Origin of the sequence: Empedobacter sp. R750 (assembly GCF_030324345.1) — a bacterium.
GTDB lineage: Bacteria > Bacteroidota > Bacteroidia > Flavobacteriales > Weeksellaceae > Empedobacter > Empedobacter falsenii_C.
This window is the reverse complement of sequence record NZ_JACAGF010000008.1, coordinates 81398-103014: the sequence shown is the minus strand read 5'-3', so window position 1 is coordinate 103014 and position 21617 is coordinate 81398. Positions and strand designations below refer to the sequence as shown.

Sequence of the window (21617 nt, the reverse complement as noted above, 5' to 3'; positions counted from 1 at the left end):
TGCAAGGTAATTGCATTAATAAAGATTTTTTAATTTTTCAATTCTTTCTTTTAATCTCTGAACTAATTCTATTGGTTCTATTACTTTCATATTTTCGCCATACGAAAGAATTAAAGATTCTAATTCGTAATTTAACTTCACTTTAATTTGTAATCTATTCTCTGCTATTTTTTGAGAACCATGAATCGGTTTTGATTTGATGTAGGGGATGATATGATCTGTTAGTTGGATTTTAACCTCAGTAAGTTCTGTATCTAAATTATTTGTAACCCCAATGATATCCTCAAAATACTCATCAAAATCCACTTCTGTTGGAATGTAAGTTTCCTTATTAATTTCGATCCCTTGAATTCGATCTAATGCCAAATTTTGAAGGTATTGATCCTTATGGTTCCACCCAAATAAAAACCAACGTTTGTTGAATTGTTTTAAGTGATAAGGTGAAATACAGAATTCTTGTTCATTTTCTGTTTTAAATGATTGATAAACTATTTTGATTGTTTGGTTGTTTTTGATGAAATTATATAAGGGTGTTAGATGTTCTAATCCTATCAAAAATTCGCTTTCCTCGAATGAAATTAATTTTTGATTTCCTTTGTTATCTTTCACTTCATTTAATTTAGCTTCAATATTTTCTATTGCATCAATCCCAGGAATCCCTTTCATACGAGAAAGTAATTCTAACGTATTTTCTAAGGCTAGTTGTTCTTCTTGGTTTAATGGTTTATTTTGAATTGTAAAATTAGGATCTTCATAACGGTAAAATTTTTTACGGCCGTCTTTTATTCCAATGATAGGTGCTTCATATCCTGCATCGCTTTCCATAAACTCCATATCATATAAAATTTGACGACGAGAAACAGATGTTTCTTCACCGTAATGATTAGACAAGACTTCATTACATTTTTCGATCAAATCGTTGATATAAAACTTACGGTATGGATTACTGAAACATTGGTCTAATGTTTTGTATCTGATTAATGCGTTTTTGTTGACAGCCATAAACGAATATGAATAGTTGTAAATTTAATAAAATAAAAATTGCTTCGAACGGCAAAGTAAAGATATAAGTGTGCAATAAAATTGCAGAGATTAGGAAAGTATTAAATAAAAAAACTCAACTGGGGAGTTGAAGATGATTAAAATAATTTATAAACTAGAAATTTCACCATCTTTTACGTATAAATAATCTAACCATCCTAATTTATATTTACCTGTTGGAGCTGGTTTATCATTAATAAAAACTTTATCACCTATAGTATATCCTATAGATAATTTCGTTTTTATATTTAACTGAATTCCATCTAACGTATTAATAGTATTTAAATAAAAATCTGGACGTACAATATTTTCATTCTTAAAGGATTTTTCACTAGTATTATTTTTAATGTATTTATAATCAATAAAATCATTAATTTGTTGAAGAGAATTAATAATTCCCTGAACTTTATTTTCATTAATGAATACTACATATTCATTTCTTCCATCTAATTTTAAAATAAACAGGTTTTCATCTAAAAATGAAGGTGTAAAAAGGTAGTTTATATTCTTAATTTCTAATGAAACCAAATCATTTGTTATATAATCCCAACTTGATTTTTGAATAATTCCATTTTCAGATATTAATAATTGATTATTTTCTCTAAAAATAAACGAGGATTTTTCGTCTGATTCATCTACTAATATCCATTTTTTATTTATAATCAAAGATTTATCATCTAACTCTTTAGAATATGAAGTTATTTTTGAAATGATATCTAAAATGAAAGTTTTCATAATACAAATACTTTACACGAATATAATAATTTATTGAAAAGATCATATTGTATTTAACTTCTCTTATCCTTCCTATCCGCAGGAACAGAAAGTACATTCATCATCTGACGAAGGCGAGAGCGTACACGTTCGGTGTAATACTTTTCGATTTCGGAAGCAGATAGATTAGTTGTGATGTGGGTTTTGATGTTGAGGTTCATGAATAGGTCGTAGCGAGAAAGAATAATCTCGGCCATGACGTTGCATTCGTTCCCGAAATATTTGATGTTGTTTTCTGTTCCTAGATCATCGAAGCAAATGTTTTTCATTGGGAAATCCAACGGGATTCCTCTGCTGTATTTGTCGATGGTGTTGTAGCCTTCTTTGATGAATTCGAATGATACGTCTCTACATGTAGTGTAAAAGAATTTTTGTTCTTTGACCATAATGCGTTGCATTAAACGGAACCAAGTTGTTTTTCCGATTCCGATTGGTCCAGTTAGTAAAATTCCTTTGTCTAGGTCTATTGCTAACTCCTTGCATTTTTCTTCGTCGTTTAGGAAATAAGCAGCTAAACGGACAATATATGGGAAATCCTCTTTTTGAAAAGTGTAATTTGGGTGAATATGTTTACGTCCCTGTTGTTCCAGGTGAAATAAAAGTTTTTGATAATTGATCATAGCATTACAATTTGGTTATAAAGGTTCGTCGTATCGTTTGTTGATGGATGTGTCTAATGGTTTTTGAGTTGTAAATTTTGAATGTGTAGTGTATTGGGAAGCATTAATCATCCAATTATTCGCAGCTGCTTTCAACATTTTTAATTTTTGTTCGTATTCCGTAAAGGAGCAGTTGAAATAGTAGTTGAATCCTTTTTGAATTTCATAGTAAGTAAATTCCGTATCTGCTGTAAAAGCATAAAGTGTTTGGTTTTTTTGCAGGCATTCTTTGTAAATTAATTTGAGTTTTTGAATGGGAATATGATAAAACTTTTTCCAATGGCCTTTTAATTCTTGGCTTTTGACTTGGATCGAAACACAGTAATAAGTAAATTCATTTTGTTTGTGTCGGTGGATAAAACCTGCAAGATGATGGTAACCGTCTGATAAACCTGAAATATCAATAAGAAAAGGAAAATATTGATTTTGATTATAAGTGATTTGTGTATTGATTTTTAATAGTTCGCAAATTGCTTTTATGTCAACATTAAAATCTATGGATAGGGTTGGGGGACCAGGACATTCGCAGACATCATTGAAGTAAAAGATTAATTGCGGAATAAACAACAGTTGTGATTGATAATCTTGAATCGCAAACAAATTGATTTTTTGAATAAAACCAAATGCATATTCTATCATTTGCATATACTGTTTGTTTAGGATATCTTGTTTTGCCTCGACTTGTGGTTCAATTTTTTTGATTACATCCCCATATCGATGAATAAAAAAGTTCAGGTACTTGATATATTCTTCATATACTTCAATTTTCATAGGCTTAAAAATTAAAATTGAAAATGCTTGTAGTAAAGATGTAATTCTTTAATATACAATAAATTATAAAATAAACAAAAATCCCCTCTAAAAAGAAGAGGGGAAGTAATTAAAGTACAGTGACTTGACCTAAATAAACAGACGGTGTAGCGTCTTGTTTTATGACGGATAAAAAACTCATCCAAACATGCACATCTGTTCCTTGATATTTGGGCAGAAATTGTAGTACATAGGATTCTTCAGAGCGTTTTACCGTTGTTTGTACAACCGTTGATTGTGCTTTTGTAATGCCATCTTCTGCATACAATATAACCAAGGTGTCATTTTGATCAACAAGTTCTGTTGCATTATTGGTCCATGTAATCGTTGCCGATAGTGGATCGTCTGCTGTAATATTTACAGGTTGAGGTTCGAGTAAGTTACCTTTTGTGAAGTGAATGTTGTTGTACTGAATAGAAAAAGTTAACGTATCCATATCACATAAAATAGCTTGTAATAAATTTGCCATAGCTTGGTTGTAAGGTGATTTTAGACCAGACCTTTTTCCGTAATAGGTTTTAGCCAATGCTTTATACCCTTGTATAAACTGCACAGCAAAATTGAACCTGTTTTTTATAACTTGTTGTTTTGGCGTTGGTATACGATTTGATTTTCGTGGTCGCATACGAGATATTTCATGCCCTTCAATATTCGAAACAACAATTCGTCCTGTACGTCCTCGCGTACCCGACAAAAGAGAATCTGTAATTTTTCCCATTTTTAATAGATTTTAAATTAAACTTTATTTGACTTGGTTCAGCAACAATTCGAATGTAGACTGAATAGCTTTAAGTGATTGAAACCTGACGAGCTGTGAACAAAATTGGTGGATGATGAAGGGGAATGATTGCTAAGGATGTAGATGTTAGATATTAGTATTGAGGGGGTTGTAAAATGTACAATGTATTATGTAAAAAGTAGTTGTTAGATATGAGATATGAGATTTGAGAAGTGAGATTTTAGAGTTGTATTATGTACAAAGTATTTGAGCTTAGGACTAAGGAAGAGATTCTGAAACGAGTTCAGAATGACAAAATCTGTTGTTTAAAAGTGAATTTGAATATTGAAAAGGATGAAAACCAGCATTAAAACTCTCACGTTAAGAAAATGTTTGAGTGCAACGTTAAAAAGATTTTAGGCCGTAGGGTTTTTTTAGATCTTTAGTGAAATGAAAATATTTTTAGTAGAGAGGTTTACGGCCTTGACTTGCTTGTGCTGAGCCTGCCGAAGTATTGATTACTTTTTTGCTCTCTTCCCTGTAAGGCATATGAATACCGATAATTAAAATAGATAAGCTATGAATAAAAAAGTGATAGAAAGATTTCTCGATACCTCGAAATGACATATTGAATGCGATTCTGAGACAAGCCCAGAATGACAAAATCCGTAAAACATTAAGCGTAGAGCGCAAAGCTTAATAAAACCTATGTTTCTATTGTGGTTAGAGAAATTAAGTGTTAAAAAGTGTTAAAATCCTGTATCGGTGTATATCCAAAATGACACTTTTCTGTATCGGTTGTGTATCCGCGCTGTATCCATTCTGTATCCATTGTGTATCCGTTCCGTATGGTTTGTTCGGTGTTCGTATATCGATGTTAAGTTGTAAAATGTATTATGTATTATGTATTATGTATTTTGGTTTAAGAAATAGGATCTGAACATAATTTAGGATAATAAGAAAATAATTAATAGTTCTTTATTACGTTCTTTTTATTGATGACTTATTATTGTATTCATTTGAATTCATGTGCCCATCAGGGAAGTTTTAACACAAAAGGAACCAAAAAATTCAAGACTGCGATTTTCAACGTTCAATCTTCATTTTACTCCTTAAAAATATAAATGACTCGCTATCGCTCACAAATCTTTTATATGCTCGTTTAAATGGGTTGAAGCTAGTCTGAAAATTGTATGTGTTTCTTGAAATTTGTTGATATAAGTGAATTCGTGTATTAATAACAAAAAACGTACAAGGTTAACCATAAACCGTAAAAAACCAAAACCTAACAGATTACTCTATTTGGGTTTATCAGCGGAGATAGAGTGATTATTTCATATTCCCTAGAAAAAGAAAGTAATTCTAAGAAAACTCTAGATACTTCGCTTCTATTATTTTTTGTTTTTCCTTTCAGTTTTATGAAAATGAAATTTTCAACAACTTCAGAAAAGCAAAAAACCCAACAGATTACTCTATTGGGTTTTATTAGCGGAGAGTGAGGGATTCGAACCCCCGGAGGTGTGACCCTCAACAGTTTTCAAGACTGCCGCATTCGACCACTCTGCCAACTCTCCAATAACGCAGTTTATTGCGGTATTGCGAGTGCAAATATAGAACGCTTTTTCGAATTTGCAAATAAAACTTTTTAACAATTATTTTACGAAATCGTTTTCGTAAAATAAAATTTAATTTAGATAAAACAATAAAATTATGGTAAACAGCCATTTATACGTATTCGTAAAATTTAAAATTTCTCATTAAAAAATTATTTATTTTCTATATTTTAGTATTTCCGAAGAAATAGTTGCATTTTTATGACAATAATTAGTTTTTGTAAAAAAAATGTACGAAATCGTTATAATTGATTACTTTTGCCAAGAATTAAGTAAATAAACACAAATAAACATTTATTAAATGAACCACTCTTCTTATGATCAACAACTTGCATCTTTCAATGAAATGAGTAAAAAGGTTGTAGAATTCATTAAAATTGTTTCAGATTTATGGTATGATCAATCTGTTGAATTGGTAATTTTCCGTAATCAATTAGTTGATAAAAACGTTAGTGACATCGTAAATCTACATCAGTATGCTGAAGAATTTGTAGAAAAAAAGATTGCTATCGACGATACGTTAGCGATTGCTAAAGCTATTTCTGAAGCTAAATTACCAGCTTCTAGACTTGATGTTGGAAAATTAGCTAAAGAATATATTTCTGGAGATTACGCTTCGGCAGAAGCTTTTGTTGAAGAGAAATTAGGTGCAAGCAAAAATGTAAAAAGTGTTGAACCAAAAGATGTTGTTTTATACGGATTTGGTCGTATCGGACGTTTATTAGCTCGTGAGTTGGCTTCTCAAATGGGAAAAGGTCAACAATTAAGATTACGAGCTGTTGTGACACGTGATAAAAACGATCCTGTTTTATTAGAAAAACGTGCTTCATTATTACGTCATGATTCTGTTCATGGTGATTTTGACGGAAACGTTATTGCTGATCACGAAAATAATGCTTTAATCATCAACGGAGTTTCTGTTTACATGATTTCTGCAGCGCAGCCAGAAGATATTGATTATACTACTTACGGAATTAATAATGCTTTGATTATTGATAACACAGGTGTTTTTAAAGATGAAGAGGCTTTATCTCGTCATTTGAAATCTGTTGGTGCAGACAAAGTTTTATTAACAGCACCAGGAAAAGGTGTTCCGAATATTGTTTACGGTGTTAATCATGAAGAATATAGCCCAGAAAATGTAAATATTTTCTCAGCTGCTTCTTGTACAACAAATGCAATTACACCAATTTTAAAAGTTGTTGAAGATAATTTAGGTGTTGTAAAAGGACATTTAGAAACAATACATGCGTATACAAACGATCAAAATTTGGTTGATAATATGCACAAAAAATACCGTCGTGGACGTGCAGCTGCTTTAAATATGGTTATTACTGAAACTGGTGCTGGTAGCGCAGTTGCAAAAGCTTTACCAAGTTTAGCAGGTAAATTAACTTCGAATGCAATTCGTGTTCCAGTTCCAAATGGATCTTTGGTTGTCTTGAACTTGGAAGTTGATAAAAATACTTCTGTTGAAGGTGTGAACAACATTATGAAAGATGCTGCATTGAACGGAGAATTAGTAGAGCAAATTAAATATTCGTTGAACAATGAATTGGTTTCTTCGGATATTGTTGGAACTACTGCTCCATCTATTTTTGATAGTAATGCAACAATTGTTTCTGCAGATGGTAAAAATGTTGTGATGTACGTTTGGTACGATAACGAATATGGATATAGCCACCAAGTAATGCGTTTAGCGAAACACATTGCGGGTGTTAGAAGATATACATACTATTAATAGTATTTTTTCCCTTTATTTAAAATTAATCCACTAGCTTTTTAGTTAGTGGATTTTCTTTGTAATCTATTCGTTTAAAAATAGCTAAATAAATTAATTGTTTTATTTTTGTTAATATTATATTAATGTTGATTATAAAAATTAACACTATTTTTGAACAACTAAAAAAAACATTTTATTTATGAAGAAAATTTACTTTAAATCGTCCTTATTAACTTTATTGTTATCAGGATTTGCCTTTGGGCAAAATGTGATTGTATCTGAGAATATGGGTACAGGAACAGGTACTCAAGCTATCAACGCTAATAGTTTTCAAAATTCAAACTTAACATTTGAAGGTGATGCTGACACGAGAGTAACTTCACCTAGTTCAGGATACACAGGTGCTTCTGCAAAGAAGAATGTTATGGTTAATGCAAATAATGAATATTTTCAAGTCTCAAATATAAATACATCAAATTATACAAATTTAAAATTAGTATTAGGACTTAAGAAAAGTACTGGAGGAGCTACTAATAGTGGTGATTTAAAAATAGAAGTAAGTTCTGATGGAACTAATTACAGTCCTTTGACATACTCTATTTCAGGAGCAAATTGGGGATTGATAACAATTTCGGGAGATATTCCATCAACTGAAAATTTAAGAATCAGATTTACTGGAACTAATAGTACAGAATGGAGAATTGATGATTTGAAATTAACAGGAGATGTTAATATTAACTCTACAACATGGGACGGAACTGCTTGGTCTAATGGAACGCCAGATCTAACAAAAGAAGTTATTTTACATGCAACTCCAACAGAAAGTTTTTCTGCAAAGAAATTAACAGTTGAGAGAGATATGATTATTCCTGCAGGAATTACAATTACTGTAGAAAATGAAGTTGTTAATCAAAATGATGTAACATTTAGATTCAGACACGGTGCTTATTTGATTCAAAATAATAATAGCGCAGTAAATGTTGGTCCTGCAATGTTTGATAGATCATCAACACCTATTTACCGTTTAGAAAATTTAATGTGGTCTTCGCCAGTTATTAATCAAAATATTTTCGAAATTTCTCCAAATACTTTAACAAATCGTTTTGCAAGATTTTTAGAATCAACAAATGATTGGACAGAGAATGTAACAGCTGCAGATAATTTTAAAGCAGGAGAATTAATTTCTTTTAGAGCTCCTAATAATTATAATAATTATGGAGAAGGTGAAGCTCAGGTATTTGATAGTTCATTCAGAGGTCAATTATTTAATGGAGAAGTAACGATTCCTGTAACTAAAGCTTCTAAAGGAAATAATGCAGTAGGAAACCCTTATGCATCACCACTTAGTTTAGATGCTTTAATTGCTGCTAATACATCAGTAGGGATAAACTCTGTTTATGTTTGGACGCATTCTAAACCAATTGTAGATGGAGCATATCAAGGTTCTAACTGGGCTATTTACAATGGAACAGGATGGAATGATAATAGCGTAACTTCTCAAAATATTGATATTGCACAAGGATTTATAGTAAAAGTAGCAAACGCTGGTAATTTAGTGCTTAATAATGCGATGCGTACCTCAGCTAATGGTCCAGTTTATTACAAAGAACAAAAAGATAGATATTGGTTAAGTTTATCAAATAATCAAGGTAAAATAAATTCTTCTTTAATAGGGTATGTAAATGGATCGACAAATAAATTTGATCAAAATTTTGATGCTAAACCATTTGATAACAATAATGAAGGATTATATTCTGTTTTGAACAATGATTTATTTGTAATTCAAGGACGTGGAGATTTCAATAACGAAGATTCTTTTGATTTAACTTTCAATGTTAAAAAAGCAGGAACTTATCAAATTAATTTAGAGCAATTTGAAGGTGTTTTCGAAAATCAAAATATCTATTTGGTAGACAAAAAATTAGATAAAGTATTTAATTTAAACGAATTAAAATCTTATTCTTTTGATACAGAAGCAGGTGAAATTAATGATCGTTTCTCTATAAATTATCAAAATAAAACATTATCTACGAATGATTTATCTAAAAAAGGATTGGTAGTTTATGCTCAAAATAAACAAATTACAATTTCATCTAAAGAATCAATTAAATCAATAAAATTAGTTGATATTTCAGGAAGACAGTTACAAAATATTCAAAACATAAATACAAAAAATTATGTAATCAATTTGAATGTAAATCCTCAAGTTGTTGTAGTTGTTGTAGAGAATACAAATGGTACAATTGAATCTAGAAAAGTAATTTTAAAATAATTAACGTATGAAAAATATAAAAAAAATAACTTTATTATTTTGTTTGATGTCTACTGTGACTTTTGCAAATACTGAAGAAGGTGGAATTCGTTTTTTTGAAAGTAATAACACTACTCAAAAAGCTGATAATACAGATGATCCAAATGGTCCTAGTACAGATCCAGATCCAACTCCAATAAATGATTATTTTCCTTTATTGGTAATTGGAGCAGGTTTAGTTGCTTTACGTTACAGAAAACAGTTATTAAAAAACTAATTTCTAAATTATATCAAAAAAGAAAGCTTCTCAATTTTTGAGAAGCTTTTCTTTATTTTATCTGTTCCAAACTATTCGCAATTGCTTTATACAAGACTTCCCCCATTCTTTCACAATTTTCGTAAGATTGATCTTTATAAAACTTTGCAAAACCAGTTCGTAATTGTGCAATATTTTCTGGTTTAGAAATATGATCATTTTTCATAATTTTCATTAAATCACGAAAACGTTTCGAACTATTCGAAATTCTTTTCGAAATCAAGGATTTTACTTCTTTTCTATATTGATCGACAGAATTTGGTTTCAAACGATTATTCACCAAATCAACCATAATTTTATTTTCCTTAAAATACTGTGGTCGATAAATTTTTAAATTTCCTTCATAGCATTGTTGATCAAAATCTATTGGTCGAATTCTATAAATAACTTGATCAAAATCGTGAATTGGAATCACCACATAATTATAGGATCTCATATCCCCCAAAAGACCTATAAAACAACGTTCATTGAACTTTACAAACTCTTTTGCAATCTGATTTTTCTCTAAATCATTACATTTATCCAAATAATTTTTGATAAAAACATCGCCTGGAATTCCTAAAATATGCTCTTCAATTAATGTATTTTTGTAGACCAAAAAATTGATTCGGTGAGGCGATAAAATATCTTCTAATTCTAAACCATAAATACGCGAAGCATCTGCTTTTTTAATGTAAAAATTGGTATAATTATCATTCAAAATATTACGAACCCGAATACGAAAAGGTTTCGAATTTCCGAATGTACAATAATCAATAGAATCAACAACAAGATAAGGCAAAGACTCCTCATCTCCGTCTGAATGTAAGTAAGTATAAATTCTGTTTAGGCTATCTTGTATTTCCTGATGTTCCGAGTCTGTATAATAAACACCCAACCAATGCGTGTCATTCCCTTCCTTATCTTCCAACGCTACACAACCCGAAAAACGCATCAAATCATCATATTCTATACTCGCTTTTGTTGTGCGATGATATTTCTCTAAATAATGATTCAATTCGTCACTCACAGGATAAATAGGCTTTCTAAACTCTATTTTTACATCTTTCATTTCATGCTTATTAGTCTATACGAAGATAGGTCTAAATTTATTTTTTAAAATTGTTTATTGGATTAATATTTGCTAAATTCAAGCATAATCTAAATCTAAATAAAATGAATATTCAGGTCAGAAATTTGACTCTTGAAGATTATAGTGATTTGACTGAATCTACAAAAGAAGCCTATCACAATCAGCTTGGAACTTGGACTGTCGACGAAATTAAAGAATTATTAGCTATTTTTCCGCAAGGTCAACTCTGTGTTGAAGTGGATGGAAAAGTTGTTGCTTCGGCATTGAGTATTGTGGTTAATTCGAAAAAAACGAATATAGAATCAAATTATGATACGATAACATCTAATGGTAAGTTTTTAAAACATGATCCAGATGGCGATGTAATGTATGGAATTGAAGTTTTTGTTCATCCAAATTATCGTCAATTGCGCTTGGGAAGACGTTTGTACGACGAACGTAAAGCCCTTTGCGAAGAAATGAATTTAAAATCAATTGTTGCAGGGGGTCGTATTCCAAATTATCATAAATATTCGCAAGAATTATCTCCTAGACAATATATAGAAAAAGTAAAAAGTAAAGAAATTTATGATTCAACTTTAGCTTTTCAGATTTCGAATGATTTTAATGTCAAAAAAATCTTGAAAAATTATCTGAAAGACGATAAAGAATCCTTAGAATATGCCACTTTATTAGAATGGAATAATATCTATTACGAACCTGAATTGAAATCTAATTCACCAACAAAACGTACTATTCGTCTTGGTTTGGTACAATGGCAGATGCGTTTGTTTAATGGTTTGCAAGATTTTTACGATCAAATTGAGTTTTTCGTAAGTGCGGTGAGCGACTATGGTTCTGACTTTATCATGTTTCCAGAGTTTTTCAATTCTCCGTTGATGAGTCCGTATAATCACTTGAAAGAGATTGAAGCTATGCATCAATTAGCGACGATGACGGATGATATTGTAAAGAAAATTCAAGAATTTGCAATTACATATAATGTCAATATTATATCTGGTTCTATGCCGCATCTAAAGGAAGGAAAACTGTATAATACGTCATTTTTATGTCATCGTTCTGGGAAATTAGATTCGTATAGTAAAATACACATTACGCCAAACGAATTCAAATATTACGCATTGAATGGTGGTGAAGAAATAAAAGTTTTTGATACTGACTGCGGAAAAGTAGGTTTGCTGATTTGTTATGATGTCGAATTCCCTGAATTGAGCCGTATTTTAGCCGATCAAGGTATGGAAATTTTATTTGTTCCGTTTATGACTGATACGCAAAATGGTTATACGCGAGTACGTAGTTGCGCGCAAGCTCGTGCAATAGAAAATGAGTGTTATGTGGCCATTGCGGGTTCTGTAGGGAATTTACCGCGCGTAAATAATATGGATATTCAATATTCGCAATCGGCAGTTTTCACACCTTCAGACTTTTCTTTTCCAAACAATGGAGTCAAAGCAGAAGCAACTCCGAATACAGAAATGGTACTGATTTCAGACGTTGATCTTTATCTTCTAAAAGAGTTACATGAGTATGGAACTGTAAAAACGATGAAAGACAGACGCAAGGATTTGTATGAAGTAAAACTAATAAAATCATAAAAAAAACCTCCAAATTGGAGGTTTTGTTTTAGTTCTTATTCTCGTTGGTTAGACTCGAATAAGAGCATGCAATCTAACTTTTTTTTAAAGCATAGACCTTAGGTTCGGTTAAGTATCTGTACTAAATTTAGAAATATTTTTTATGAGGGACAAATATTTTTTTAGAAAACTTATAATTTTAACATATTTCAAATTTGTTTTACAACTCTAATTCGAAGATTTGAATATACTTTTTATTGAAATTATTTGGAACAAATTGATTAAAATAGATTTTTTTTCCATCATTAGAAAAATGTGGTATTCCTGTTAATTCAGTATTGATTTTTTGAACTTGATAGATTTGTTTAGATTTTTTTTCGGTTAAATCATTTAGATATATTTTGTCATCAACAAAGTAAATAGCACATTTTCCGTTTGGTGAAAGATTGAATGGAGAGGTAATCGAATTTTCTAAAAAAGAATATTGAATAATTTCATTCGAAACTAAATTTACACCAAATAATTGCGTTTTATCGAATTCATCTTCCATCAAAAAATAGATGATTTTTCCGTCTGGTGAAGAACGTAACCAATGTCTAAAATTGCTAATTCCATTTTGAGTAAAAGTGATTCGTTTTTGCGAAATACAGCTTGGCACATCTGGCAAAGTCGTTAAAGTTCCTTTTAAATCATCATTTTCATTAATCGTTATTTCATCTGGAATTTCAGCAACAAAAATTTCTGTTTTCAAATTCCCTTTTTCATCACGCACATGCCCCTGAAATGCAATATTGTTTGTTGAGTTAATCCAACATTCATCAAAAGCTTTTTCGATTTCATCACTTCCATTTATAGGATTTACTACTACTTTCGAAACGATAATCGAAAACATTTCGCCAGAATTATTCTCTAATGATTCATCCAACTCAACCTCAACTTTTTTTGGAAACATCATTCCAACTACTCGCTGATCTTTTATGGTAGAATTTTGTTTAGATTCTTGTTCCAAGACATAATCGTTGTAGGTAAAACTAATCCAATTCTTTTCTTTTTTCCAAGAATGTGAATGTGTTCCTCCACGCAAAGCACCATTTGTAAAGGGAAAATTTATATTTCGGGCATCCATAAAAATAGGTTGATTTGGAAATTCTAAATCAATTGCAACACCTGTTCTTCTTGTTGGTGAATATGGATTTGCTTGATTTGCATTTCGAATACCATGTATAAAAATAACTTTATTCTCAATTTGCGAAAACGAGGCTGCACCTACACCAGGACCAAATTCTGTTTGACTATTTGTGGTATAGATAATTTCGGATTCGTAAGTTTTCGTGTGAAGTAAACAGATGGAAGAAGTCTCTCCTATTTTTGTATCATCATTACGTGTATCAAAAACAAGATAATTGCCATCAACCGATTGAATTTGATTATGATGAAGCGTATGTCCAAAATCATCATAAGTAAGTTGAATTGGATAATTTAGTTTCATAAAATGATTTAAACGTTTTTAATCGATAAATATTTTACAAAATGTTAAACTTATTGAATTTTAACACTTTGTATAGTATTTATTGAAATTATGTAAATTAATTTTCACCGGTTTAGATAAATTACAGATTATTTATTTTTTACAAACATAATTTTGTTCTCGTAAAGATAATTTTTTCTGTATAAAAATGAAGAGAGAATATGAAGAAGATATACTTCCTTTTAGGATTTGTACTGAGCGTTGGTATGCTTTACAGTCAAACTATAAATGTAATATTTAATGAAGATTTTGGAAAATCTACTACAAGAATTGGTTCGCAATATGTACCACAATCTGGAAACGATAATAATTTAGAGAAATTTGATAGTCACGGATCTAGTTTTTATCATTTGGCAGATCAATATTTTCAAGTAGCGCCCAATCCAAGTAAAACAAGTCGAGCTACATCAAACCAAGATATTTGGAATATTGATAACGGATATTACGCTGTAATTGCGCCAAAAAATATTTACGATTTTACAACTAATGCTCCTGATGGAAATAATTTCTGGAAAGGTAGTTGGTGGCAGAAAATTCAAAATCATACCGACTCTTCTGATGATGGCGCAGTCTTAGTCGTAAATGGAGGTAAAGTTTTGAATCAATATTATAGACGTGTTGTGGTTTTAGAACCAGGAAAAACGTATAAAATTTCAGCTTGGTTTTATGGTTCTGGAAGAAATAATGTTGGTGTAAATTTTGAAGCGCAGAATATTACAACAGAAGAAATTTTAGGATCTTCAAACAAAGATTTAGGCATAACTAATTTCTATGATGATTCTAATAATGTGATGAGATTAACAAACGCAAATAAATGGGAACAAAAATCTTGGAGTTTTAAAGTACCTGATAGTAAAACCTGTTCTACGATTGCAATTGCGTTGCGTAATAATGTAATAGCAGATGGAGGAAACGATTTTTACGTAGATGATATTGTACTTGAAGAAACAACTGATGAGGCAAATGTAATTGATTGTTCGGATAGCCCAGAAATCGATGCTGTTATAAAAGCGAATGACGATTCTTTTATTGTAACTTCTACAAATCGTACGTTTAATATTATTTCTAATGACACTTATAATGAAGAATTAGACAAAATAATATTATCTGGAACTAATAAAAACACAACAATTGCAACAATTGATAACTGGCCTGAAGGAATTACGTTAAATCCAGAAACTGGAGAAATTACAGTAGCAGAAGGAGCAACTATTCCCACAGAACCTTTGCGTTATCAAGTATGTAATACTTTAGGTGTGTGTTCGACAGCGCTTATAACGTTGAAATTCTCTTTTGATACGACAACATGTACTCAAAATCCTATAATTGGAACTCCAAAAGGATATACAAATGTTGGAATTTCTTCTTATAGTCAAAATGATAATTTTCCTTCTAATATTGCAAATGGATTTCTTGCTTTGCAATCGAGTAACAAAGGATTGGTGATAAGTCGTACAACTTCTTCTCAGATTTTAAAACCTCTTGAAGGAATGATTATTTACGATACTACAGATAAATGTGTCAAACTTTATAATGGCTCTGCTTGGAGCTGCATCAAAAAATCTTGTAATAATTAAACAATAAACATGAAATTTTTAATATATCTATCTTTATTTGTTGCACTTGCAATGAATGAAGCGAAAGCTCAGTTAATTATAGCAACGGATGAAAAAAGTGTAAACACTACAGAATCAACACTTTTACAATTCGAAGACAATAATTCTAAAGGAATAATTTTACCTGCAAACACAACAACACCTACCGAAGTTACAAATGGTACTTTTATGTTTGATCAAACAGATGCTAAAGTAAAAATGTACGAAAACAATAGTTGGATTGATTTATCAGATACCGGAGATAAATCTTCAATCATTACGAATTCATCTGCTGATAATGGCGAGGGTGTAATAGTTGGTTCTGAAAAAACTGATGCAAAAGGAATTTTAGTTTTAGAATCAACGGATAAAGCAATGGTTTTACCTCGTGTAAACGACGTTGTCAATGATATTATTTCTCCTTATCCAGGACTAATGTGTTACGATATCACATCCAAAACAATTGCCTTTTTTGATGGTAAAGTTTGGAATTTTTGGAAGTAGAATTTAACTCAAACAAAAAAAAGCTTGAACAAATGTTCAAGCTTTTTGCGGAGAGTGAGGGATTCGAACCCCCGGAGGTGTGACCCTCAACAGTTTTCAAGACTGCCGCATTCGACCACTCTGCCAACTCTCCAATAACGCAGTTTATTGCGGTATTGCGAGTGCAAATATAGAACGCTTTTTCGTTTTTCCAAACTCTGAAAACAATTATTTTTAAAATAATTTTTAACAAAATGATTCTCAATAGAATATTTTTTATTATTTTTTTTTAAAAGAGTCATTTATATCTTTGTCTAAATTAATTATAGTCATGATTAGAAGAATTGAAGAAGTTGATTTTCCGAGATTGAGAGAGATTTGGGAAAGTGCAGTACTAAACACACACGATTTTTTAGCAAAAGAAGATTTCGAATATTATAAAGAAAATTTACCAAATTATTTTCCGCATGTAACTTTGTTTGGTTACGAGATAGAAAATCAATTGGTAGGATTTGTCGGTGTCGCAGAACAAAATCTCGAAATGTTATTTATTCACAATGATTTTCGACGAAAAGGAGTAGGGAAGGCGTTGTTGGATTTTTCTATTCAAGAATTGCATGTAAAATCTGTCGATGTGAATGAACAAAATCAGCAAGCAATTGATTTTTATTTAAGTCAAGGTTTTAAGGTTATTTCTCGTTCTGAAAAAGATGGTGAAGGAAAAGCTTATCCTATTTTGCATTTGAGTTTATAATTTCGGGAGAGTAGCTTAACTTTGCAAATCATTTTTTAGCCATGCATTCATCAACAGAATTATCATCAACTCAAAAAAATCGCATTCGTTTAGCTGTTTCGCTTTTCTTTTTTTCGCAAGGTTTAGCCTTTTCTTCATGGGCAAGTCGTATTCCGACAATCAAATCAGATTTAGGAATTTCAGAAGGACAATTAGGAACTTTGTTGTTGATAATGCCGATTGGTCAATTGTGTACAATGGCACTTTCCGGAAAATTAGTAGCGAAATTTGGAAGCAAAAATGTCTTACGAATAGTTGTTTTAATTTATCCTTTGATCCTTTGTTGTATTGGTTTGGCTCAAAATTTTTATCAATTAGGTGCTGTCTTATTTTTCTTTGGAGTAATCGGAAACATGTGCAATATTTCGGTGAATACGCAAGGCGTTGAGGTTGAGAAAATATATGGAAAATCGATTATGTCATCTTTTCATGGAGCGTGGAGTATTGCGGGTTTTACTGGTGCTTTGATTGGATTATTGATGATGAATTTGCATGTGAATACATTTTATCATTTTGTGATTATTTATGGCCTAATCATTTTGAGTTGGTTCATTAATAAAAAATATTTAGTCGATTCTACGCCAGCTCCAGCAAAGGAAAAGAAATCTATTTTCTCTAAACCAGATACAGTTTTGGTTCAATTGGGAATTATTGGATTTTTGAGCATGGCAACAGAAGGAGCTATGTTCGATTGGAGTGGTGTTTATTTCCAAGATATTGTAAAAGCACCGCAAAATTTGGTTGTCGTTGGTTACGCATCGTTTATGGTGATGATGGCAACAGGACGTTTTGTTGGAGATTATTTTATCAGCAAATACGGAAAACAACGCATCATGCAAATTAGTGGAATTTTGATGTTTTCTGGTTTGATGCTTTCGGTATTTTTTCCTCAATTTATTGTGTGTACAATTGCATTTATGATGGTTGGATTGGGCGTTGCGTGTAATGTGCCAACGGTTTATAGTGTAGCAGGAAAAAACAAAAATGTTAACCCAGGTGTTGCATTGGCAATGGTTTCGAGTATATCTTTTTTAGGATTTTTGATGGGACCTCCATTGATCGGATATATTGCAGAAGCTTTTGATTTGAGATACTCTTATGCCTTATTTGCTTGCTTTGGATTGATTATGGTTTTTATGGTTGGCAGAATGAAAATTTTTAAAGCAGAGTAAAAAAATAATGAAAAACTTGTAAAAAGTAAACATAATTATAAATTTGTTTTTTATTAAATGAAGTAAAACTATGTTTCGATTTTTAGTCAATAACAAGTTTTTTAATGTACTACTTTCAATTTCTTACATCCTCGCAATTATTGCGTTGTTAGTGATGTTTGGATTTGGATTTCCCGTTGTTTATAAACTTTATATCAATATATTTTTTATAATACTTTTGTCAATCGGAATTCTGAGAACTATTCTCAAATATATCTACTTTAAAGAAAAAATTATTCCGCGAGTCATCATTTTTGATATTTTAAGTATTTTGTTTATTCTTTATTGTATTAAAATTCAAGTCACCGATTATAGTTGGTTTTTTGTTAGTAAATATTTGCAATTTGCGATTGTACTAAAATTAATTCGAGAAATTGCTACGCCTAATTTTACATTCAAACGATCAGTTATTACGCCGCCGCAACTATTTATTTTCAGTTTTTTGATTTTAGTTTTTGGCGGAGCGTGTTTATTGATGTTACCAAAAGCAACTTATCATCCAATTTCTTTTTTAGATGCATTGTTCACGTCTACAAGCGCCGTTTGTGTAACGGGTTTAACGTCTGTTGATACCTATGTCACGTACACGCCAGTTGGTCATTTTATTTTGATGTTACTCATTCAAGCAGGAGGTTTAGGAATTTTGACTTTTGCCGGATATATTGCTTATTTTTTCAAAGGAAACAGCTCTTATGAGAATCAAATTGCCTTGGGAAGTATTGCAAATAATGACTCTTTGAGTGAAGTTTTTTCGTTTGTAAAAAAGATTATTTATTTAACTTTTGGAATCGAATTAGTAGGTGCGGCTTTAATTTATATTTCGATTGCACCATATAATATTAGTATTGTAGACAAATTATTTTTCAGTATTTTTCATTCGGTTTCGGCTTTTTGTAACGCTGGTTTTTCGACTTTGCCTAATGGTTTGATGAACAAAGGATTTGTACACAATTATGGTTTTCAGTCAGTTCTAATCACTTTGATTTTTTTAGGAGGAATAGGCTTTCCTATTTTGATTAATATTTTGCGTTATGTGGATTATTTAATTCGAAAATTAATCTCAAAAATTATTCACAACAAGAATAATCGTAAAAATTGGGTGTTTTCGTTAAGTTCTAAAGTAAATTTAATAACTTCATTAGTCATATTAATTATTTCTACGATCATTTTATTCTTCGAAGAATATTATTTGACATTAGGTCAACATCATGGTTTTGGTAAATTTATTTCGGCTTTATTTGTTGCAATGACGCCTCGTACAGCAGGTTTTAATAATATCGATTTTTCTCATTTACAGTTCTCATCTATCCTTTTAGTTATTTTATTGATGTGGATTGGAGCTTCGCCAGCTTCGACAGGAGGAGGAATCAAAACGAGTACTTTTGCCATTGCAATTCTTAATTTTATTAATATTGCACGCGGAAAAAATAAGATTGAAATTTATAAAAGAGAATTAAACCCGATTAATGTACAGAAAGCTTTTGCAACGATGACATTATCTTTTTTAGTGATTGGAACAGGAATATTTTTGATTACTAAATTTGATAATCATTTGCATCTCATTGATGTTGCATTCGAAGCTTTTTCGGCATATTCAACAGTTGGTTTATCTTTAAATTTAACACCAACATTATCCGATCCAAGTAAAATTGTTGTCATTACAATGATGTTTATTGGTCGTGTTTCGATGATTACAATTTTGATGGCTTTTTTCAAGAAAACGGTTTCGTCAAATTATCGTTATCCATCAGATGATATTTTAATTTAAAAGAAAATTATGAAAGTAATAATTATAGGTTTAGGAAATTTTGGAGCAGCGCTTGGAAAGAAAATGGTGAAACTTGGGCACGAAATTATTGGTGTTGATAATAATATACAACGTGTTGAAGCTCTGAAAGATAAATTGTCTTATACCATTTGTTTAGATGCCACAGACGAATTGTCTATAAACAAGTTACCGCTTAATAATACCGATATCGTAATTGTGAGTATTGGCGAAAATGAAGGCGCAAATATTATGGCGACGGCTATTTTTAAAAATAAAAATGTAAAACGTTTGATTAGTCGTTCCATAAATTCGTTGCACGAAAATGTATTGCAAGCAATTGGAGTGTCAGAAATTATTCGTCCCGAAGCTGAATCTGCGGAGCGTTGGACCAAAAAACTAAATGTAAAAGGTGTTGTAGATTCTTTTGAATTGAACAAAGAATACAGTATTATAGAGGTAGTGACGCCAAATGAATTGGTTGGAAAGACGTTTGATGAAATACAATTCAAAAAGCAACATAATATTTTGGTGATGACGATTATTAAAAATAAAGAAGAAGCAAGTTTCTTGGGACAATATAAAATTGTGCCAGAAGTACAAGGTTTTCCGTCATCTAATACGGTAATTACCAAAGATGATGTGTTGGTGATTTATGGTGCAAATCAAGAGATTTATAAGTTTTTGAAGAAATTTAATATTCAATAATCTTATGCTCATTTTTTAAGAGATAAGGCTTATGGAATTTTAAATAAAAAATAATTCCGATAAAATAGCAGACAACATCCAATACATCTGCTGTGTAATTTGAAGAAAATTTTGGCATAAGATATTCTAACAAAAAACTGAGAACAAACGCCGTAATGACTAAATAACTTGTAGGGTAAATATATAATTGATTGTTGTATTTTACTTTCGAAATGATATAACTTCCCAAATGTGTCATTGCAGGAACGGCAAAAATATCTGTCAGATAATGATTGAGATACTCAATTTCTATGGAATAAATTCGTGTAAGTTTGATAAAAATCCAACTCAGAATATAGAAACTAAAATAAGTATCAAATAGTTTCATCTATTAGACTACAACAAGAATTATTAACACACAAAAAGCTCCAAGAATCATCAAAAATAGGAAGAAAGCATCGTCTATAAATTTTTGAGAGGTACTTCGTTTGTCTTTTTTTTCTTCCATATGCTAACTTTGAGGCAAAAGTATTTAATTCATTTCGAATTGCATAAGACGAATGTCATTGTAAAGTTTTTAAAATTGGATAGATTATATCTTCAAAATATTTTCATAACTTTAAAAAAGTAAATGATTGATAATGAGAACACTTTTATTTTTTCTTTTTCCAATTGCTCTTTTTGCGCAAGAAGTTGCTCAGAATGATAATTTAAAAAATAAATTGTTGATGAATTTTGCTCAACAATCTGGATATTTTGATTTTAAATATTCGCAAGATTTATCGCTTGAAAAGAATAATGAATTGATGCAAGATTATTTCAAAAATTATACAAATCAACAACAAGATGTTTCTCCTTTAAAGCTAGTTGAGAAAAGAATTCCTTACGAATATGATGATTCAAAAACATATGGACAAAATTTAGTAAGAAGTGTTATACATGATATTTTTTTCAGCAAACCGCTGAAATTAGGGAAATAAAAAAAAGCCCAATCCTTGGATTGA

19 protein-coding genes and 2 tRNA genes are annotated in these 21617 nt (G+C 30.7%); 11 read left to right on the top strand and 10 right to left on the bottom strand.

Going from position 1 to position 21617, the window contains the following annotated elements; genetic code table 11:
- Positions 1-15: 15 nt before the first annotated feature.
- From HXZ74_RS09950 to HXZ74_RS09925, 6 genes are all read right to left on the bottom strand, one after another.
- Entirely contained in the window at positions 16-1002 is a 987-nt protein-coding gene (locus HXZ74_RS09950) for a helix-turn-helix transcriptional regulator (RefSeq protein WP_286475134.1), read from the bottom strand.
- A 147-nt stretch (positions 1003-1149) separates the two neighbouring features.
- Complete coding sequence (locus HXZ74_RS09945; protein ID WP_286475131.1) at positions 1150-1776, bottom strand: hypothetical protein; 627 nt, start codon at positions 1774-1776, stop codon at positions 1150-1152.
- A gap of 53 nt (positions 1777-1829) precedes the next feature.
- Positions 1830-2435, bottom strand: a complete 606-nt coding sequence (locus HXZ74_RS09940; protein WP_286475129.1) for an ATPase — start codon at positions 2433-2435, stop codon at positions 1830-1832.
- Between the two features lie 15 nt (positions 2436-2450).
- The gene (locus HXZ74_RS09935; RefSeq protein ID WP_286475127.1) at positions 2451-3245 is read right to left on the bottom strand and encodes a hypothetical protein; all 795 of its coding nucleotides are present in this window, start codon (positions 3243-3245) and stop codon (positions 2451-2453) included.
- Between the two features lie 109 nt (positions 3246-3354).
- Positions 3355-4002, bottom strand: a complete 648-nt coding sequence (locus HXZ74_RS09930; RefSeq protein WP_286475125.1) for a DUF6266 family protein — start codon at positions 4000-4002, stop codon at positions 3355-3357.
- A gap of 1489 nt (positions 4003-5491) precedes the next feature.
- Positions 5492-5576: transfer RNA gene (locus HXZ74_RS09925), tRNA-Ser, on the bottom strand.
- A gap of 340 nt (positions 5577-5916) precedes the next feature.
- On the opposite strand from HXZ74_RS09925, the gene HXZ74_RS09920 reads away from it, so the two are divergent.
- From HXZ74_RS09920 to HXZ74_RS09910, 3 genes are all read left to right on the top strand, one after another.
- Complete coding sequence (locus HXZ74_RS09920; protein ID WP_286475123.1) at positions 5917-7356, top strand: glyceraldehyde-3-phosphate dehydrogenase; 1440 nt, start codon at positions 5917-5919, stop codon at positions 7354-7356.
- 181 nt (positions 7357-7537) lie between these two features.
- Positions 7538-9610: a RemA C-terminal-like gliding motility protein gene (locus tag HXZ74_RS09915; protein WP_286475120.1), complete on the top strand. Its 2073-nt coding sequence runs from the start codon at positions 7538-7540 to the stop codon at positions 9608-9610.
- A gap of 7 nt (positions 9611-9617) precedes the next feature.
- Positions 9618-9866, top strand: a complete 249-nt coding sequence (locus HXZ74_RS09910; RefSeq protein ID WP_280062506.1) for a hypothetical protein — start codon at positions 9618-9620, stop codon at positions 9864-9866.
- Between the two features lie 52 nt (positions 9867-9918).
- Here the strand turns inward: HXZ74_RS09910 and HXZ74_RS09905 are convergent, their stop codons facing one another.
- Positions 9919-10956 (bottom strand): hypothetical protein, encoded by a 1038-nt coding sequence (locus tag HXZ74_RS09905; protein WP_280062505.1) that lies wholly within the window; start codon positions 10954-10956, stop codon positions 9919-9921.
- A 104-nt stretch (positions 10957-11060) separates the two neighbouring features.
- Between HXZ74_RS09905 and HXZ74_RS09900 the strand changes: the two genes are divergently transcribed.
- A complete protein-coding gene (locus tag HXZ74_RS09900) occupies positions 11061-12572 on the top strand; it encodes a carbon-nitrogen hydrolase family protein (RefSeq protein WP_286475117.1) in 1512 nt (503 codons plus the stop codon).
- A 199-nt stretch (positions 12573-12771) separates the two neighbouring features.
- Here HXZ74_RS09900 and HXZ74_RS09895 read toward each other — a convergent pair whose 3' ends face one another.
- Positions 12772-14040, bottom strand: coding sequence for a DUF3748 domain-containing protein (locus HXZ74_RS09895; RefSeq protein WP_286475116.1), 1269 nt, complete (start codon positions 14038-14040; stop codon positions 12772-12774).
- A gap of 200 nt (positions 14041-14240) precedes the next feature.
- Between HXZ74_RS09895 and HXZ74_RS09890 the strand changes: the two genes are divergently transcribed.
- Together HXZ74_RS09890 and HXZ74_RS09885 are read left to right on the top strand one after the other, a co-directional pair.
- Positions 14241-15656, top strand: coding sequence for a phage tail-like protein (locus HXZ74_RS09890; RefSeq protein ID WP_280062502.1), 1416 nt, complete (start codon positions 14241-14243; stop codon positions 15654-15656).
- A 9-nt stretch (positions 15657-15665) separates the two neighbouring features.
- A complete protein-coding gene (locus tag HXZ74_RS09885; protein ID WP_260392415.1) occupies positions 15666-16178 on the top strand; it encodes a phage tail-like protein in 513 nt (170 codons plus the stop codon).
- A gap of 48 nt (positions 16179-16226) precedes the next feature.
- Here the strand turns inward: HXZ74_RS09885 and HXZ74_RS09880 are convergent.
- Positions 16227-16311: transfer RNA gene (locus tag HXZ74_RS09880), tRNA-Ser, on the bottom strand.
- Positions 16312-16488: 177 nt separating this feature from the next.
- Between HXZ74_RS09880 and HXZ74_RS09875 the strand changes: the two genes are divergently transcribed.
- The 4 genes from HXZ74_RS09875 to HXZ74_RS09860 all read left to right on the top strand — a co-directional run bounded on the left by HXZ74_RS09875 (position 16489) and on the right by HXZ74_RS09860 (position 20634).
- Complete coding sequence (locus tag HXZ74_RS09875; RefSeq protein ID WP_114999301.1) at positions 16489-16911, top strand: GNAT family N-acetyltransferase; 423 nt, start codon at positions 16489-16491, stop codon at positions 16909-16911.
- Between the two features lie 41 nt (positions 16912-16952).
- Complete coding sequence (locus tag HXZ74_RS09870; RefSeq protein WP_280062501.1) at positions 16953-18122, top strand: MFS transporter; 1170 nt, start codon at positions 16953-16955, stop codon at positions 18120-18122.
- A gap of 376 nt (positions 18123-18498) precedes the next feature.
- Positions 18499-19929: a TrkH family potassium uptake protein gene (locus HXZ74_RS09865; RefSeq protein ID WP_260392013.1), complete on the top strand. Its 1431-nt coding sequence runs from the start codon at positions 18499-18501 to the stop codon at positions 19927-19929.
- A gap of 9 nt (positions 19930-19938) precedes the next feature.
- Complete coding sequence (locus HXZ74_RS09860) at positions 19939-20634, top strand: potassium channel family protein (RefSeq protein ID WP_038334000.1); 696 nt, start codon at positions 19939-19941, stop codon at positions 20632-20634.
- On the opposite strand, the gene HXZ74_RS09855 is transcribed toward HXZ74_RS09860, so the two are convergent.
- Entirely contained in the window at positions 20621-21001 is a 381-nt protein-coding gene (locus HXZ74_RS09855; protein ID WP_114999305.1) for a hypothetical protein, read from the bottom strand. The two genes, HXZ74_RS09860 and HXZ74_RS09855, sit on opposite strands and share 14 nt — an antisense overlap.
- 253 nt (positions 21002-21254) lie before the next feature.
- Between HXZ74_RS09855 and HXZ74_RS09850 the strand changes: the two genes are divergently transcribed.
- The gene (locus tag HXZ74_RS09850) at positions 21255-21593 is read left to right on the top strand and encodes a hypothetical protein (protein ID WP_286475113.1); all 339 of its coding nucleotides are present in this window, start codon (positions 21255-21257) and stop codon (positions 21591-21593) included.
- The last annotated feature ends 24 nt before the right edge of the window (positions 21594-21617 follow it).

Coding starts and splice junctions, on each gene's coding strand:
- HXZ74_RS09870 (WP_280062501.1), top strand. CDS start 16,953: ATGCATTCATCAACAGAATTATCATCAACTCAAAAAAATCGCATTCGT.
- HXZ74_RS09875 (WP_114999301.1), top strand. CDS start 16,489: ATGATTAGAAGAATTGAAGAAGTTGATTTTCCGAGATTGAGAGAGATT.
- HXZ74_RS09885 (WP_260392415.1), top strand. CDS start 15,666: ATGAAATTTTTAATATATCTATCTTTATTTGTTGCACTTGCAATGAAT.
- HXZ74_RS09915 (WP_286475120.1), top strand. CDS start 7,538: ATGAAGAAAATTTACTTTAAATCGTCCTTATTAACTTTATTGTTATCA.
- HXZ74_RS09920 (WP_286475123.1), top strand. CDS start 5,917: ATGAACCACTCTTCTTATGATCAACAACTTGCATCTTTCAATGAAATG.
- HXZ74_RS09945 (WP_286475131.1), bottom strand. CDS start 1,776: ATGAAAACTTTCATTTTAGATATCATTTCAAAAATAACTTCATATTCT.
- HXZ74_RS09850 (WP_286475113.1), top strand. CDS start 21,255: ATGAGAACACTTTTATTTTTTCTTTTTCCAATTGCTCTTTTTGCGCAA.
- HXZ74_RS09940 (WP_286475129.1), bottom strand. CDS start 2,435: ATGATCAATTATCAAAAACTTTTATTTCACCTGGAACAACAGGGACGT.
- HXZ74_RS09935 (WP_286475127.1), bottom strand. CDS start 3,245: ATGAAAATTGAAGTATATGAAGAATATATCAAGTACCTGAACTTTTTT.
- HXZ74_RS09930 (WP_286475125.1), bottom strand. CDS start 4,002: ATGGGAAAAATTACAGATTCTCTTTTGTCGGGTACGCGAGGACGTACA.
- HXZ74_RS09905 (WP_280062505.1), bottom strand. CDS start 10,956: ATGAAAGATGTAAAAATAGAGTTTAGAAAGCCTATTTATCCTGTGAGT.
- HXZ74_RS09855 (WP_114999305.1), bottom strand. CDS start 21,001: ATGAAACTATTTGATACTTATTTTAGTTTCTATATTCTGAGTTGGATT.
- HXZ74_RS09900 (WP_286475117.1), top strand. CDS start 11,061: ATGAATATTCAGGTCAGAAATTTGACTCTTGAAGATTATAGTGATTTG.
- HXZ74_RS09895 (WP_286475116.1), bottom strand. CDS start 14,040: ATGAAACTAAATTATCCAATTCAACTTACTTATGATGATTTTGGACAT.
- HXZ74_RS09860 (WP_038334000.1), top strand. CDS start 19,939: ATGAAAGTAATAATTATAGGTTTAGGAAATTTTGGAGCAGCGCTTGGA.
- HXZ74_RS09890 (WP_280062502.1), top strand. CDS start 14,241: ATGAAGAAGATATACTTCCTTTTAGGATTTGTACTGAGCGTTGGTATG.
- HXZ74_RS09950 (WP_286475134.1), bottom strand. CDS start 1,002: ATGGCTGTCAACAAAAACGCATTAATCAGATACAAAACATTAGACCAA.
- HXZ74_RS09910 (WP_280062506.1), top strand. CDS start 9,618: ATGAAAAATATAAAAAAAATAACTTTATTATTTTGTTTGATGTCTACT.